Source organism: Streptococcus sp. 21.1, from assembly GCF_016648635.1.
Lineage (GTDB): Bacteria > Bacillota > Bacilli > Lactobacillales > Streptococcaceae > Streptococcus.
Map to the genome: position 1 here is coordinate 159039 of NZ_JACLQL010000003.1, position 15620 is coordinate 174658.

A 15620-nucleotide genomic window follows, 5' to 3' on the forward strand; every position below is an offset into this window, starting at 1 on the left:
AACCGAGACGAAAGTCTTGGTTTTTTTGTGGGGAATGCTAAAAGCTATATTGTAAAAGTACAATTCTTATGTCTTTATTTTTGCTATAATAGTCTCAACTAAACCAAAGGAGATTTCTCATGACAACCTTATACGATTTTACAGTTTCAGATCAAGCTGACCAACCCGTATCCCTCCATGATTATAAGGGCAAGGTCGTCTTAATCGTCAATACAGCAACAGGTTGTGGTTTGACGCCACAGTATCAAGGCTTGCAGGAACTTTATGACAAATACAAAGACCAAGGTTTCGAGATTCTTGATTTTCCTTGTAATCAGTTTATGGGGCAGGCACCTGGTAGTGCTGAGGAAATCAACACCTTCTGTACCCTCAATTACCATACAACCTTCCCTCGCTTTGCCAAAATCAAGGTCAATGGTAAGGAAGCAGAACCACTTTTTGATTGGCTAAAACAAGAAAAATCTGGACCGCTTGGGGCTAGAATTGAATGGAACTTTGCTAAATTTTTGATTAACCGTGAAGGTCAAGTCGTCGAACGCTTTTCTTCCAAAACTGATCCACTAAAAATGGAAGATGCTATCAAGGCTCTTCTTAGTAACTAAAAACAAAAAACGAGAGTGAAACTAGAACGACAATCTTTGACTGTCGCTAGTTCTGCTCTCGTTTTCTGCGTTAAGAAAAATAGTATAGAAAGAAATTTTGCTTTATTTTAGAACAAAGCTGTCAATGCTGTAATTAAACCAAAGATAATACCTGGTGCATTGGCCGCAGCAAGGGGAAGGTCACGTTCTTTTTTAAAGAGACCATAGTAAACCCAAAGGCTACAGTTGACTGCAGCTACCAATGGTTGGATAAAGTTTCCTTTATGACCAGACAAATTGTCCATGATTTGTGGTACGTATGATACATACATCATAACTGACATGAAGGTTGCCACCCAACCAAGGGTTTTCATTTGTTTATCTGACATTCGAGACTCCTCTTTCATAAAATTCTATTTGCCTTGTACACCTAGAAATATTTCAAGACATGTTTTAATGCACAAAATTAAAACAGTGTCTATCTTACGCTTTAACAATAGAGAATGCAAGAATTTCGGGACAATGTTAAGAAGATGTAAACTATCACAAGATTGTGATAGTGCATTTAGTCTCTTATGTAGCGTTTTCATCAGAGAAAAAGACCTCTTTAAGAGGTCTAAAGTCAATGAATCTACTATTTTTTCTCATCAAAAAGCACTGATATTAAGGATTACTGTCATAAATCATTCAGCTAAGAGCACTTCTTTGATGGTTTGTTTTTGGAGTTTTCTGTTGGATAGATAAAAGAGGCTTTCATAAACTACAGCAAAACCGAGCAAGGTCCAGAAGCACACATTCCCATCAAAGTGATGCTCAATTTTACCAGGAACCGTATCTTTGATCACAGCGATTAAGATTTCCATGATGCCGTATTGGTAAGCCGTCCCTAAAACAAATCCTAGATAGGCCCAAAAACGATAGGGAGCGAGAATATGACTTTGGCATTCACGATCGGTGAAGCCAAAAGCCTTCATAAGAGCCAAGGTTTCGCGGCTTTCTGAGACCACAATCCCCAATGACAAAAAGAGAATCGAGAAAGAAAGGATCAAGCCAATCATAATCATCATGGTTTGGATGATGTCATCTGTATAATCTCTTAAGCCAAAGGACAATTGAACCATGGCCGCAAAACACATAGAGCCAAAGACCACAAAAAACAATATAGATTTTCTCCCCCAAATCAGAGATGAGGACAGCTCTTTTAGGAAGTCTTTCTCTTTCTTAGGAGCCTTCTTTCTCCTTTTGACCTTGATAGGACTTGGGGATTTTTTCAATAAGCGAAGTGCCGGCGTTTGGAGTTGTCTTCTAGCATAACCAATCGCGAGAAGCATAAAAAATGTCGTTGGCAGGATCACCAAAGCAAGCAAGAGCTGCCAATGAAAATGAATGGTGATTTCTGGCAGGATCCCCTTCTCATTACGAAAGTCATAAAAATGTCCCATCATGAGAAATGAAGCGAGATAGCCAAGAAGCGCTCCAGCTCCAAAACTGAGCCCAAAGGCCCAAAACCGTTTAGCCAACTGGCCATTGCTATAGCCCAAAGCCTTTAAAATCCCTAATTGTTCCTTGTGGTCATCGACAAATTGTTTGATATAAAAACACATGAGAAGGACCGACGTCAAAGACAAGACGACCCCACTGACCATGGCTACCATCCAGGAAAGCGAAACCTGGGCATCATAGTAGGTCTGAATCATGGGATTGGTTTTCGAAATCTCTAATTGCTCGATGTCCAAGTAAAAATTCAAGAAGAGATTGGCCACAAAGACCGCACAAGCCCCAATGATACTGACGACAACTAATTTTCGAATATCTTTTACTGAAAACATAGCTTACCATCCGATCTCATAGGCAGTCTGAGGTTGTTCATTGGTCACAACTTCTGTAATCTTGCCACTATTGACACGAATGATGGTTCTAGCCATATCCGCAATATTTTGGTTGTGTGTCACCATGATGAGGGTAAAGCCCAGCTTTTCCTTCAATTTCCAGATATAGTCGAGAATCTTGCGCCCTGTTTCTTCATCAAGGGCTCCCGTCGGCTCATCTAAGAAGAGTATCTCTGGCTTTTTGGCCAAAGCCCGAGCAATAGAGACTCTCTGCTGTTCCCCACCCGACAATTCACTCGGATACTTGTCTAGCTTATCGCCAAGTCCCAAATCTTCTATGATCTGCAAAAAATCATGATTGTTTGCCAGGTCAGCACCCATCTTTACATTCTGTCTGACCGTCAGATTCGGCAATAAATAATACTGCTGGAAGATAAAGGCAATCTTCTCACGTCTAAAGGCTGTCAATTGAGCATCCGTGAGTTGTGATAAATCTTGTCCTTGAATGAGGATATGCCCCTCGTCAACCTTTTCTAAGCCTGATAACACATTTAAGAGAGTTGATTTTCCCGATCCAGAAGGACCAAGGATAACCACATCATCCTGGTCTTGAATCTGCAAACCAATCCCCTTTAAAACCTTGGTTTGGCCGTAACTTTTGTGCACATTTTCTAGTTGAATCATTTCTTTCCTACCATTTCTTTGATGAGAGATTGACAAACCTCTGTCAGTAATCCAATCACTTCTTCCATGCTGAACTGGTAAATACCAGAAGCAACCATTGAGGCCATCCCGTGTGAGTAGATAAATAGATGCTGGTACAAGCGACCAGCCTCCTCAACAGTCAAAGGATAGTCTGCGACGATCGAATCCAGAACCAACTGGTAACTATGATCCTTCATGGGAAGAAAATCTTGAAAGCGACGAATCGGCTCTTTGCTAGGATTTTGGAAAAGCAACTGAAAAAGTTGGGGCTCTTTTGAGGCGAAAAGGATATAAGCAACCCCAACAGATCGAAAAGGCTTCTCATCTTCTAAGGCCTTGCGAATATACTCCACCACGACCATCTCCGCAGCACCAATAACCTCTGCTTGTAACTCGGACATATTAGCAAATTGCCCAAAAATGACTCTCGGTGTGGCTCCTAGTTTCTCTGCTAATGCTCGAGCAGTTAAACTAGCCATGCCCTCTTCTCTCACCAATTGTAAAGCTGTCCCAATGATAGCCTCTTTACTGAATTTAACCTTTGGTGGCATAAGACTCCTTTCACGCAACATTTGTTGCGCAACACTTGTTGCATAAAGAATACCATAAAAAAGAAAGACTTGTCAAGAAAAATCTGAAAACTACAAAACAAAAAACCAGTCCACCGATAAGAGTGGAATCTGGTTTACTAACAAGATTCTAAGGCAAATCATTTCCCGCCGCCAAGTAGATTTGGTACCATTCCTTGCGGGTCAAATTCACCTCTGCTGCTTTCCCTGCTTCAAGGACATGCTGGGGCTTGGTCGTTCCGATGACAGCCTGCATCTTACCCGGATAGCGAAGGACCCAAGCAAGGGCGATAGCTGTCGGTGTAACTTGATATTTCTTCGCCAAGTCAGTAAGGACATGATTGAGAGCCGCAAATTCTTCTTTGCCGACAAAATTCCCCTTGAAATAGCCATGCTGGAGGACAGACCAAGCTTGAATCACCGTATCAGTTAAGCGACAATACTCAAAGACACTGCCATCTCGCACGGCTGCTTTTGGGCCTTCCATGTTGACATGAAAACCAGCTTCAAAGCTCGGTGTAAAGGCTGCACTCAACTGCAACTGGTTGACCTTGAGAGGTTGTTTGACAGCCGTCTTAAGCAATTCCATCATCATGGGATTTTGATTGGATACCCCAAAATGACGGACCTTGCCCGCTTGCTCCAAGTGATCAAAAGCTTCCGCCACCTCTTCAGGCTCCATGAGGGCATCCGGTCGGTGAAGGAGGAGGCTATCCAAGCGCTCGATCTGCAGACGGTCGAGAATGCCATCAACTGAGTCCAAAATATAGTCCTTGGAAAAATCAAAATAGGTAAAGCCGTCCTTGCGAATCCCACACTTGGACTGGATCCACATCTGGTCCCGAAGATCCGGACGGCGCTTGAGAACCTTGCCCAGCAGGACCTCACACTGACCATCGCCATAGATATCCGCCAGATCAAAAGTGTTGATCCCAATTGACAAGCCTACCTCCACCAAGGCCTCCACCTCATCTTCACTCATCTGACTGATCCGCATCATCCCAAGGACAATCGTGGACAGACGCTCATTTTCAGCAAACTCAATATAGTTCATGTCCGCCTCCTTTTCTGTATCTCTATTGTAGTGAAAAGGGTTTCAAAAATCAATTGAGAAATAAAAGACCCTCAGCATCAACTGAGGGCTTAGATAATAAACGAAAGCTAAGGGAAAGTTTGATAATCTCCCATAATCCCTAAGATTCAAGACCGATAGTACACCCATTGATGGTAATGGAAGATAAGATATTCAATAAGAAGGGCTCTCTATCACTTCCAAAAGCTTTTACAGATTTCTAACATGGATGATACATTTACTCTTTATAATAACGTTTGGTAATCTTGTATTGTGAAATAAGGATATAAATATAGATGATGGATACAACAATCAAAGCTAAAAGGATATCCGTCTGGAAGGCAATTCCAATAATTAAGAGAACAAGGAGAAGGCTCGGCAAGATATAATTGCTTAACTTGACAACCACTTCGAAATTTTCCTCGTAGCTAATCTGCTTTTCTGCTTCATCCATCATACTCATCATGAATATACGCACTTCCTTGGCATTGGCATTGCGGGGAATTGGTTTTCCATAAAGCTGATGAAAGGTCTTTCGATAGAAGGAATCCACTAGGAAAAATAGGACAATCAAGGCAAGAAAAAGATAGAGCATGGTAAAGTCTCCAAAGATAAAAGCCAAGTTCCCTGTGCCAGGTCTATCCATAGACATCAATTGACAATAAAAGATGATGACTAAAAAATATGACAAGATCATGATGCCTTTAAAAATGGTCGCTAAACCATACAGTTTATTCTTTTGAATGTCATAGTGATAGGCCTCATCTTCGTCATCTATTTGGAGCATTTTTTGATGGACTTTTCTCGCATGAATCAACAAGGCCATCGTGAGTATAAATACGATCAGAAATAAAACTGCTGAGTCCAAAAAGAGTACTTCTTTACTAAAGAAGGTTTGGATTTCAAGTGGCTTTTCTGATCCAAACATGCCTGTCAAAACTCCGATGACTCCTCCGATCAAACCAGAAACTGTAATGATCCCTACATTTCTCCAAAAACGGTAACGTGGAGATCGTTCTTGTTGTTGCTTTTTCATAATCATTCCTCTTCCTCTACAAGACTAAAAACATTTTCCACAGGCTCTTTAAAAACCTGGGCGATGGTGATGGCAATAATTACAGAAGGGGTATATTCCCCTCGCTCCAAGAGACTGATGGACTGACGTGAGACCCCTGCTAACTTGGCTAGCTCAGATTGGTTGAGCCCATCACGCGCCCTCAGCTCTTTCAGTCGATTTTTTAAGATCATTATGGCTACCTCAATTGTTGAATTAATTCAACATCTTCAATACGAACTAATTTTGTCACTCTATGTTGCTTAATCACACGGCTTAATTTGACCCAATCTTCATCAAAATCAACAATTTTCCAATTACTTCCAAAACCATTTAGTCTAACACTGACCGTTTGCCCTTTCAATTCTTCTAAAAGTCGAGACATTTCTTTATTTCCTTTCAATTGTTTTTCCAACCCTTTGATACGTCTGTTCAATCCTTTTATCTTCTTTTCTGAGCTTGCATAAAATATAACTATAAAAGGGATAAAAAGAATCCATATGGCTCCCATAAGAATACCTCTCCTTCTTTCGTCTAAAACTATTGTAACGCTTCTTTTTATTTTTGACAAGCATCTTTGTCAAAAATAAAAAGAATATTATCAAAATAATTGGAAATATGATATAAATAACACAACTTTTCTAACATCTTATATCACTTCTTCTTCAAAAAAATGACTTAGAATAATTGATGTGCAAGATGCCGTTACGCAAGCGCCCGAAACCAAATAGTTTCAGATACTCGGAAGTTGGGAGAATTGTCTTAGCCCGAGCCTAAAAATTTAAAATCGAGGATTCAAACTTTACTCATAGAATTTCTTAGAAGGCCGCTGACATTTGCTATCACCTAAGGGAAGTTTTAAAATTCAAGCTATAACTTTCCTTGGGTATTACTATTTTTAAGATAAAAAAATAACAGGATTTCTCAACCCTGCTACTTTTTTGTCTTATCATTATGATTTTGTTCAGTCATTGCCAAGCCGACTGACTAAATTAAAGTGATTATTTGTCGCCAAAAACTTTGAAACGACCTTCTGTTTGGATGTCTTTATCTCCTGCTGGTGCAACGATTTGACCAAATGGTGCTTGAGCACGGAGTTTCCAGTTAGCTGGAATGTCGTATTTTTCAGCCAATTGGGCATCCACAAGTGGGTTGTAGTGTTGTACGTTCATGCCGATATTCTTCTCAGCCAAAGCCAACCACGTCGCATAAAGGGCGATTCCATGACCTTGCTCTGACCAAATTGGGAAGTTTTCAGCGTAAAGTGGGAATTGCTCTTGAAGGCCTTTCACTACATCTTGATCTTCATAGAAGAGGATTGTTCCCTTAGCTTGAGCAAAACCTGCCAAACGTTCTTTTGTTGCCTCAAAAGCTTCTGCTGGCGTTACTTTTTCAAGCTCTGAATAAGCAATTTCATTCCAGAAAGCATCTGATTCTTCATCCAGCAAGATCACCACACGTGATGTTTGTGAGTTAAAGGCTGTCGGTGTGTTAAGAACAGCCCCTTGAATGGTTTCAATCAATTCTTGGTTAGAGAGCTCAAGGTCTTTTCCCAAAGCATAAATTGAACGACGTTTTGTTTGTAAGTCTGTAAAGTAGGTCATAGTTATTCCCTCTTTCTTTGTGATGAATGTTAATTGTTAAAATTGTTAAGTTTATTTGTAATAACTTTGATTACAATAACCATTATAGACCTTTCAAATGTAATGTCAATAGTTACGACTCAAAAAATCACTAATTATTAATATTTTTTCTTACCCGTGTCAAAATACCATCATTATCCTCGAAGATTAACGCATTAGAAGATAACCATTTGACCTCTGCTCCACGATTCTTAGCACGTTCTGCTATGGTAATCAAATCTTCTTTGTCTTCTACTTCAAGGACGTAGTAGGCAAGACCAATCATCCCTTTTTCACGTTTGGCTAAGTTTTTGCCACCCCATTCATTGACAGCCAAGTGGTGATGGTAATCACCTGAAGCAATCCAACTAGCACTTGAAATGGTAAACTTATCTGCCAGCTCCAAAACATTCTGATAAAAAGCCGTTGCTAGCTGACTATCTTTGACCGATAAATGAATATGCCCCATACGAGTATCCTTAGCTATCACAAATGGCTCAACCTTGCGTCCCATCTCGTAAATTTCTTGAGCTGATAGTTCTTCTGTTACACCAACGATGCGACCATCCTCACGAATATCCCATTCAGCAACAGGCTTGTCTCTATAGAGCTCAATACCATTGCCTTCAAGGTCTTCCAAATAAAGGGCTTCACTATAACCGTGGTCAGCTGCACCGACAAATGGATAATCTAGCTCAGCAATATGTTTGAAAACATCTGCCAAATCCTCGCGAGATGGCAACAAAATTGCCATATGGTAGAGACCATAACTGGACTTGACCGCTTCCTCACGATTGGTTTCAATCAAGTGAACTAGCGGCTTGTTTCCAGCACCCAAAACAACTTCTGTTGCAGTTTGAGATAGGATTTCAAGTCCTATAACCTGTGTATAAAAGGCTGTCTGACGTGCCAAGTCATTCACATTGAGTACCGCTTCTGCGAGGTAAATCTTACTATTGTAGTCGTATGTCATATGTTTTTCTCCTTTGTTGTAATTATATGAATTACATTATAATTTTTTCTATTGTCACGTCAATCATTACAACTTGGAAATTAAAAAAGAAACCGAAAAACTTTCGATTTCTTATAGTTTAAAATCTAAAAATCAAGCTCCAGTTTCTTTCCAGTTGGCCTTAGCATCCTTTAAAATACCAGCTAAAGTTTTCTTTTCGAGTTCTTTTTCCATTGCCATTTGAACGTCTTCTAGGCTCTGATCCAAAATCCCATGGATATTACGTCCTACTGGACACGCTGGATTAGGATTATCATGAAAACTAAAGAGTTGGCCACTTGGACCGATGCTATCCACTGCACGATAAACCTGCAAAAGGTTAATCTCCTCTGGTGCCTTGGTTAATGTGGCTCCTCCACTTCCCCTTTGAACAGAAATCAAGTCTGCTTTCTTCAGTTGCGACAAGGTTTTACGGATAATAACTGGATTGACCCCCACACTACCTGCCATTAAATCACTGGTTAGCTTCGTTTCATTTCCCTTATTTTGTGCTATAAGGGTCAAAATATGAACAGCAATGGTAAAGCGACTTGGTATTTGCATATCAGAACCTCTCATTCATCTTTTTCTTTTCAATCAATTATAACAAAACCAACGTTGTAAAACAAGGAGTTACAACAACTTGAAGTGTTAGTCTTACACAAAAAAATAGAGCCATCGTATACTCTATTCTTTTGTATTTGATAATAACTAACTAGACCAATAATACATAGTATTCTAGCCTATTGAGGTTCTAGATTGGTCTTTTGCTTCTTACGAACACCTTGTCCTTCGATATGTTGTTTGATTAGTTCCACTACTTCATCATTGGTTGGTAAATCCGAGTGTTGGGCATCTTCACCTGTAACAGTGATTTCAGTATAACTTTTTGCCTGATTTTGATAGATATATTTCCCAGCGGACACACTAGCATCGGGAACCAATTCGTCCGAATCATAGGTGATAGTTCCCGCTACCGAATAGACATGTAGGGTAGCCGGAATATTCTCCTTAGCAGCTATAAAGTCTGCTAGCATGACCGATTTATTTTTAATATTGGTTTCAGTGAAATTATAGGGCGTTCCGATAGTCATCAAAGAATTTATCTTGACATCGTAGTCGCTAAGATATTTTTCAATAAAAGCCGTATAAATCAAGCCACCATTTGAATGCCCCAACCCTTTAAAATTATTGAAATTGTATTTATTCTGCAAGGCTTCAAATGCCTGATTCATCATCTTGGTTTGTTTCTTGATATTGTTATAGCCATCTTTGTTATTCTCAAATCCAATAACAATGACTGGCTCGTTATCCTTATCCTTGATTTTACCCTCAAAGGTGATACGCCCATTGTTCCAGACCTTGACTTTGAGAAGGCTATGCTTGACGCCAGGACGGTCTTGATTGAGCTTACGTACTAGGCCATCGAATCTATTTTCCGTAGCAGAGCTCCCTGGAATCATGATAATGGGAGACAATTTTGAATTATAGAAAGTCTCTATTTCCTTGACATTTTTCCTAGTCCAACTATAGGATGGGACGGCTAACCCAATGAGAAAGAAAGCAACAAGGATAAAGACCAACTTAGTTTTTTTATTTAGTTTCAATGCTCTCTCCTTCCTCTTTTAGACCGTGTTGTACTTTATTAGACAGACGCACAAATGGAATAAAGATAACAATGTCGACTGCAAAACAGAGCAGACTAACAGCAAGAGCTCGTAAACTACCCCCAGTTCCGATAAAGGCGAAAAGAAGACTTGGTGTACCATCTGGAACCGGATAAACCGCAGCTGGCATAAGATGAATAGTCAAGGCCACCGCAGCAATGCCCATATTGATCATAGGTGCCAGTAGGAAAGGAACCAGATAAACTAAATTAAGCAAGACTGGTATCCCCACCATAAATGGAGCCCCATTGTTAAAGAGACTAGGAAAGACACTTAGAAGACTCACCTTCTTATCCTTATAACTGGTTGATGCTAAAAGCAGAGCCACCAAGAGGGCTAGCCCTGAGCCAATGCCAGCAACCAAGCCATAACTATGATAAAGATTTGTTAGTGTGTAAAGGTGGGGAAGCCCAGTCGTCGTATGATGGGAAACAGCATAGGTCAAATTTTCCAAGGCAAAACTATCATCGGCAATTGAATTTAGGGCAAAAGCCTGACTATTTCCAATCCAAGCAGAAAAAGTGTTCAAAAGTCCCATCATAAAGGTTGAGAACAGGTGATTATCAGTTACAGTAAAGGTAGAGGTAACCTGCCTAATCGTCAGAAAAACATTATCTTGCTCTCCAATCACAAAGAGAATGTTAAGTCCAATAGCTAAAATGAGTGACAAAAAAATGGGACGGACGGTCTTTGGTTGATAAATATAGTCCTTGTCCACAATCTGATCATCACTAGCTCTTGAAAAGCGAAAAATCTGGCCAACCAGATAGCCCACAAAGATAGCCAACATAATGTTGATTGAAGCCGGTAAATTGATGCGAGTCAAAACACCATCGTTTAGCGGTGACAGCAACAGCTCCTGCGATCCTATAATTAAGCTAACCAAAAGGGAAGTCACACCAGCTGTACCAGTACTTCTACCATAGTGACCAGCTGTGTATTTTCCTGCAAAGTAAGTTGATAAGGGCCCGGCTAAGCCACCAAGAAAGTTGGAAAGATTAATGAGCACCTGCCCAGTTATCTTAAAGGCCGGTAACCAGTCAGAAACTGAAAACAATTGGTTAATATAACCAAGCTCCGAAAAGACAGATAGTGAAATCACCCGAATAATTCCTGAAAATAGGAAAAAGGGAAAGAGCGAAACCAAGGTTTTCTGCGTAATTTGGACGAAGCCTCGCTCACGAAACCAGAGAAACCTCTGGACCAAATAGTTTGTCATAAAAGACTCCTAGTAAAAGGCTAAATAAACTTTACATTCAACGTTTTTCTTCATTATAGCACAAAGGAAAAGGACTTACCTTAATCATGGGTTAAAGCACACACTATCAGAATTTAGTCACCACCATTTTCATGATTTCTTGAAAAATTTAAGAAATATTTGAGAATTTCTTGATGTTTATTTAATGACTTTATACTACAATAAAGATGAAAAGAAAGCGGTATCAAATAAGCGAAAGGAGGCTTATCATGAAAAAGGTACTTGAGGTCAGACATCTGACTAAACGTTACGGCCAACACCTAGCACTCGACAATGTAAACCTGACCTTAGAAAAGGGTGAGGTCTATGGCCTTATCGGAAGAAACGGAGCAGGTAAGACAACACTGATTAAAGTCATCACTAAACTCACCCACCCTAGCCAAGGCAGTGTTTCCCTCTTCCACTCTACCTCCAAATCAGAGTGGACTCACGCACTGAAACGTGTTGGTTCTGTGATTGAAACACCAGTTGCCCTGAATCATCTCAATGCACGTCAAAACCTACGTTACTACTGCAAGATTCATCACGTTCCAAATCCTGACAAGGTCATTGAAGAAATCCTTGATACGGTTGGACTTGGTCACACTGGCAAGAAGAAATTTCGCAGTTTCTCACTGGGTATGAAGCAACGTCTAGGTATCGCTATTGCACTGATTGCAAAACCAGACCTACTTATTTTAGATGAACCGATTAATGGTCTCGACCCGGTAGCTATCAAAGAATTCCGCCAAATGATTAAAAAATTGAGTGAAGAGCAAGGTATGACAGTTCTCATCTCTAGCCACATCTTGTCTGAACTCTATCAGGTTTCAACCCGCTTTGGCATTATTGACCACGGTCACATCATCCGTGAAATTACTAAGGACGAATTCGAACATCTCAGCGAAGACTATATCGTTCTCAAGACAAATCAATTAGCTCTAGCTAGTCGCATTCTCCAAGACCAACTCCATCAACACTTCAAAGTGGTTAACAGCGACAATGAAATTCATATTTTCGACAAATCTCATGTGATTAAAGCAATTGTCAAAGAGTTGGTTAAACAGGAAGTTGACATCGATGAAATTTACTACAAACGTCAAGACTTAGAAAACTACTTCACACAACTGGTTGATTCAGAAAGGAGGTAGAGCTATGTTACACACTATTCACGCCGATTTCTATCGACTCTTCCGTTCTAAAGGATTTTGGATTTCTGAAATTATCCTAGCCCTAAACATTATTTCTGGTGTCCTATTGGGAGGTACAGGGCATGTAGGCGTAGAAACTGGGGCAAAACAAGCCGTTCGAAGCGCCTCTTCATGGACTGGTGTCGGATCACTGATTAATTATTCTAGTAGTATCTCTATGACAGTGCTCTTCACTTTGATTGTTGTCTCTATTATTTTGGGCGTTGACCTAGCGCAAAAGTTATATAAGAATAATCTCACCTCTGGTATTTCACGGAGCGGGTTCTTCTTCGCCAAGGCAACAGTCATTGTAGCGATTACTTTAGGACAACTCCTCTTGTCTTACGGTCTTGCTTTTATTCTCGGTACACTTTGCCATGGTCTCGGAACTGTACCTGATCACTTTGTTAGAAACTTTGCCTTGACTTTTCTTCTCCAATTCTTGTGTAATTTGGCTTGGGTAAGTCTGACCACAGTTGCCCTCTACCTCACACATTCCATCGTGACAACCTTTGTGACTTACACCCTTGGTTTGGTAGCATTAACCGTACCAGCAGCAATCTTCCCTAAAGTAGAAATTTTGAAATACTTGTCACTCAACTTTAATTACGCCCTGACCGCAGATAAAACTATCATTCAAAATACTGCGATCGTGGCAGTAGCATTTATCCTAGCATTCACAGCTTTGGGCTTGATTACCTTTGAAAAACAAGATTTGTGAGAAGAAAAATAACATCGTGCGAAAGCGATGTTATTTTTATTTTTTGTTACTATTCGTTAATTGTTACAAATGCTTTATTTGAGTTTCCAAATCCAGCATCAACTTTTAATTTTAAATTAGTATCAGAGATTGTATCTGGATTCAAATCAAAAACAACATTACCAGTTACTTCATTTTCTGGATTAACACTGGTAAAGAAAAGATTTGCATCATCATTTGCATAGATTCCTGCTGTTGAATCAGTTTCATACTCTGTTTTATCTTTAACTAGCTTAAAGTCAGAATCAGATACAGTAATAGCCTTAGTACCGTTATTTTTTACTGTCACGTTTAGAATAAGATATGAACCTTTTGCATTCATACCAAATTCACCACCTACATTTTGTACGACTTCTTTAGAGTGAATCGTGTATTCTACATCTGCAATCTTGAAAGTTTCTGTCATCTTATAAGTAGGAATGTCCTTACTTTTCTTATTTTTCTTATTTTTAAATCCAAAAATAACATTGCTATATTGATAATCATTATCAGTTTTAGCCGAAGCACTTGTTTGGTTCATTAGAGAAATAACAACTGCACCGATTAAGAATCCAGATAGAACGATAAATTCTAAAAATTTTACTTTTTTCATTAATAATTACCTCCGTACATTAATTATATCAGATAAATTAAAGATTTTATAGTAAAAATTAAATTATCTTTATATTGTAATTCTCTAATTTTTATTTTTCCCTCAAAGTTACAAAAAAAGATTATAAAAACATCAACTTTATGCCTTTATAATCTCACTGTTAAATAAAACCATTCATTCTCATAGGCCAGATGGAGCTCACCTTCTAAGACTTGGACTAAGTGTTCGGTGATATAAAGCCCAAGTCCGGAGGAATCCTCGGTGTCTGACAGGTTTTCAGAATAAAAGCGGGTCGTTAGTTGGTCTAGATGCTGTATCGGCTGTTGTACCATATTACTTACTGACAAATAAATGCCATCTTCCACTTTCTCTAATGTCAGCCGAGCTTGAGTCTTACCATGTTTTAGAACGTTACTGATAATATTCTGAAATAGACGTTCAAAAATATCTGGATCCATTTCGCATTGGATATCAGGGGTTACTTGAATATCTAGTGTAATCCCTGTCTCCTGAAACATATCATAGTAAGGCAGGATAGACTTAACCACAAGTTGAGAAAAGTCCAGGTCTTGAAATTGTGGTTGGATGGCACCCTCTGTTAATCGTCGATATTCCAACAAGGCTTCCAAACGCTTTGAAACAGTCAGTAGATTTTTAGAAATCTTCTCCATAGCCATGTCATTTTCACTGCTACTTCGAAGACTTTGCTGAGCGTAGCCGCTGGCTACTGTCAGCGGTGTTCGTATATCATGGGCAATATTACTGATAGCCATGTCCATGGTTTTCTTTTCTTGGAGAGCGACAAGATTAGTCTTTTCAATTTGGGTAAAGAGAGACTCAACCTGATTGGTTAGGGTAACTAAAGATTTTGGTTGGTTTTTCAGAGTAATCCGTCTATGGCTTTCTTCAATTAGCTTTTCTTCAATCTGCTTTGAGAGAGATTTTACAGCCAAATAGTAACGGACGAGGTAGGTAGTCACTCCCAGAAGAAGTCCTACCAATACAATAAGTAGTCCTTCCATCAGTCGTCTCCTTTAAGTCGCACACCTAAGCCCCAAATCGTTTCGATATACTCCGTACTCCCATCCACTTGGGCTAGTTTCTTTCGTAAATTACTCAACTGTGCATTCAATGTATTATCACCTGATAGATAAGGGGCTTCCCAAACTGTCTCATAAAGGTCCTCTTTAGTAAAAATTTTCTTTGGATTTTGGAGGAGTGTGTGGAAAATTTGAAACTCTTTCTTACCTAAACGTATGGCTTTCCCATTACACGAGACTTCAAAACTGTCTGGATTTATCTTAATGTTTTTAACATGATAGATGTTCTCAGTCGTACTACTTCCTTTCATGTGTTCACGTAGTTGAACGGAGACACGCGCATAAACTTCTTCAAGATCAAAGGGCTTAACGATATAATCATTTGCACCATCAAGTAAGTACTGGCTAATCAAGTGCTTATCACCCAAGGCTGTCAACATAATGACAGGTACAGAGCTTCTTTGTCTGATAAACTTAAGCACCTCTTTGCCACCCTTACCTGGTAACATGATGTCTAGGAGAACTAAATCAATCTGTTGACTTTGAAACAAAAGCTCTCCTTCAGTCCCAGAGTAGGCTTGAATAATATCATGTTCTTCAGAAAACAAGTTGAAAAGAATACTCTGGATATCCTCATTGTCTTCAATTTGTAAAATACGTGCCATGTCTTAATCCTCCAATAATGCTACCAATTGTATATGCTCACTTTTT

General features: G+C 39.5%; 19 protein-coding genes. 3 read left to right on the top strand and 16 right to left on the bottom strand.

The window, feature by feature from the left end; translation table 11 throughout:
- The first annotated feature begins 119 nt into the window (after nucleotides 1-119).
- On the top strand, nucleotides 120-602 hold the full coding sequence (locus H7U01_RS03750) for a glutathione peroxidase (RefSeq protein ID WP_073687042.1): 483 nt from the start codon (nucleotides 120-122) through the stop codon (nucleotides 600-602).
- Between the two features lie 107 nt (nucleotides 603-709).
- Here H7U01_RS03750 and H7U01_RS03755 read toward each other — a convergent pair whose 3' ends face one another.
- The 13 genes from H7U01_RS03755 to H7U01_RS03815 form a co-directional block, all read right to left on the bottom strand.
- Complete coding sequence (locus tag H7U01_RS03755) at nucleotides 710-970, bottom strand: SemiSWEET family transporter (RefSeq protein ID WP_002885327.1); 261 nt, start codon at nucleotides 968-970, stop codon at nucleotides 710-712.
- Between the two features lie 294 nt (nucleotides 971-1264).
- Complete coding sequence (locus H7U01_RS03760; protein ID WP_201041146.1) at nucleotides 1265-2410, bottom strand: FtsX-like permease family protein; 1146 nt, start codon at nucleotides 2408-2410, stop codon at nucleotides 1265-1267.
- 3 nt (nucleotides 2411-2413) lie between these two features.
- Nucleotides 2414-3094 (bottom strand): ABC transporter ATP-binding protein, encoded by a 681-nt coding sequence (locus H7U01_RS03765; RefSeq protein WP_140814144.1) that lies wholly within the window; start codon nucleotides 3092-3094, stop codon nucleotides 2414-2416.
- Nucleotides 3091-3666, bottom strand: a complete 576-nt coding sequence (locus H7U01_RS03770) for a TetR/AcrR family transcriptional regulator (RefSeq protein ID WP_201041147.1) — start codon at nucleotides 3664-3666, stop codon at nucleotides 3091-3093. The genes H7U01_RS03765 and H7U01_RS03770 overlap by 4 nt, the downstream gene beginning before the upstream one ends.
- A 148-nt stretch (nucleotides 3667-3814) precedes the next feature.
- A complete protein-coding gene (locus tag H7U01_RS03775) occupies nucleotides 3815-4738 on the bottom strand; it encodes an aldo/keto reductase (protein WP_201041148.1) in 924 nt (307 codons plus the stop codon).
- Between the two features lie 256 nt (nucleotides 4739-4994).
- Complete coding sequence (locus H7U01_RS03780; protein ID WP_171963566.1) at nucleotides 4995-5798, bottom strand: DUF3169 family protein; 804 nt, start codon at nucleotides 5796-5798, stop codon at nucleotides 4995-4997.
- Nucleotides 5795-6004: a helix-turn-helix transcriptional regulator gene (locus tag H7U01_RS03785; RefSeq protein WP_021143931.1), complete on the bottom strand. Its 210-nt coding sequence runs from the start codon at nucleotides 6002-6004 to the stop codon at nucleotides 5795-5797. Before H7U01_RS03785 ends, H7U01_RS03780 begins: the two co-directional genes overlap by 4 nt.
- A 5-nt stretch (nucleotides 6005-6009) precedes the next feature.
- Nucleotides 6010-6321, bottom strand: coding sequence for a hypothetical protein (locus tag H7U01_RS03790; RefSeq protein WP_064525273.1), 312 nt, complete (start codon nucleotides 6319-6321; stop codon nucleotides 6010-6012).
- 490 nt (nucleotides 6322-6811) lie between these two features.
- Nucleotides 6812-7414, bottom strand: a complete 603-nt coding sequence (locus H7U01_RS03795) for a nitroreductase family protein (protein WP_070838966.1) — start codon at nucleotides 7412-7414, stop codon at nucleotides 6812-6814.
- 130 nt (nucleotides 7415-7544) lie between these two features.
- Nucleotides 7545-8405: a VOC family protein gene (locus tag H7U01_RS03800; RefSeq protein ID WP_201041149.1), complete on the bottom strand. Its 861-nt coding sequence runs from the start codon at nucleotides 8403-8405 to the stop codon at nucleotides 7545-7547.
- 132 nt (nucleotides 8406-8537) lie between these two features.
- Nucleotides 8538-8987, bottom strand: coding sequence for an Rrf2 family transcriptional regulator (locus H7U01_RS03805; RefSeq protein ID WP_080611925.1), 450 nt, complete (start codon nucleotides 8985-8987; stop codon nucleotides 8538-8540).
- Between the two features lie 179 nt (nucleotides 8988-9166).
- Entirely contained in the window at nucleotides 9167-10030 is an 864-nt protein-coding gene (locus H7U01_RS03810; RefSeq protein ID WP_175062961.1) for an alpha/beta hydrolase, read from the bottom strand.
- Nucleotides 10017-11309 carry a PTS sugar transporter subunit IIC gene (locus tag H7U01_RS03815; protein WP_195435337.1) on the bottom strand — a complete coding sequence of 431 codons (1293 nt, stop codon included), beginning with the start codon at nucleotides 11307-11309 and terminating at the stop codon, nucleotides 10017-10019. Before H7U01_RS03815 ends, H7U01_RS03810 begins: the two co-directional genes overlap by 14 nt.
- 248 nt (nucleotides 11310-11557) lie before the next feature.
- Between H7U01_RS03815 and H7U01_RS03820 the strand changes: the two genes are divergently transcribed.
- Both H7U01_RS03820 and H7U01_RS03825 read left to right on the top strand, forming a co-directional pair.
- Nucleotides 11558-12478, top strand: coding sequence for an ABC transporter ATP-binding protein (locus H7U01_RS03820; RefSeq protein ID WP_201041150.1), 921 nt, complete (start codon nucleotides 11558-11560; stop codon nucleotides 12476-12478).
- Nucleotides 12479-12482: 4 nt separating this feature from the next.
- Nucleotides 12483-13238: a hypothetical protein gene (locus tag H7U01_RS03825; protein WP_201041151.1), complete on the top strand. Its 756-nt coding sequence runs from the start codon at nucleotides 12483-12485 to the stop codon at nucleotides 13236-13238.
- Between the two features lie 49 nt (nucleotides 13239-13287).
- Here H7U01_RS03825 and H7U01_RS03830 read toward each other — a convergent pair whose 3' ends face one another.
- The 3 genes from H7U01_RS03830 to H7U01_RS03840 all read right to left on the bottom strand — a co-directional run bounded on the left by H7U01_RS03830 (nucleotide 13288) and on the right by H7U01_RS03840 (nucleotide 15574).
- Nucleotides 13288-13869 carry a DUF4352 domain-containing protein gene (locus H7U01_RS03830; RefSeq protein ID WP_004182267.1) on the bottom strand — a complete coding sequence of 194 codons (582 nt, stop codon included), beginning with the start codon at nucleotides 13867-13869 and terminating at the stop codon, nucleotides 13288-13290.
- A 146-nt stretch (nucleotides 13870-14015) separates the two neighbouring features.
- Nucleotides 14016-14891: a sensor histidine kinase gene (locus H7U01_RS03835; protein WP_201041152.1), complete on the bottom strand. Its 876-nt coding sequence runs from the start codon at nucleotides 14889-14891 to the stop codon at nucleotides 14016-14018.
- Nucleotides 14891-15574: a response regulator transcription factor gene (locus tag H7U01_RS03840; protein ID WP_201041153.1), complete on the bottom strand. Its 684-nt coding sequence runs from the start codon at nucleotides 15572-15574 to the stop codon at nucleotides 14891-14893. The genes H7U01_RS03835 and H7U01_RS03840 overlap by 1 nt, the downstream gene beginning before the upstream one ends.
- Nucleotides 15575-15620: the final 46 nt, after the last annotated feature.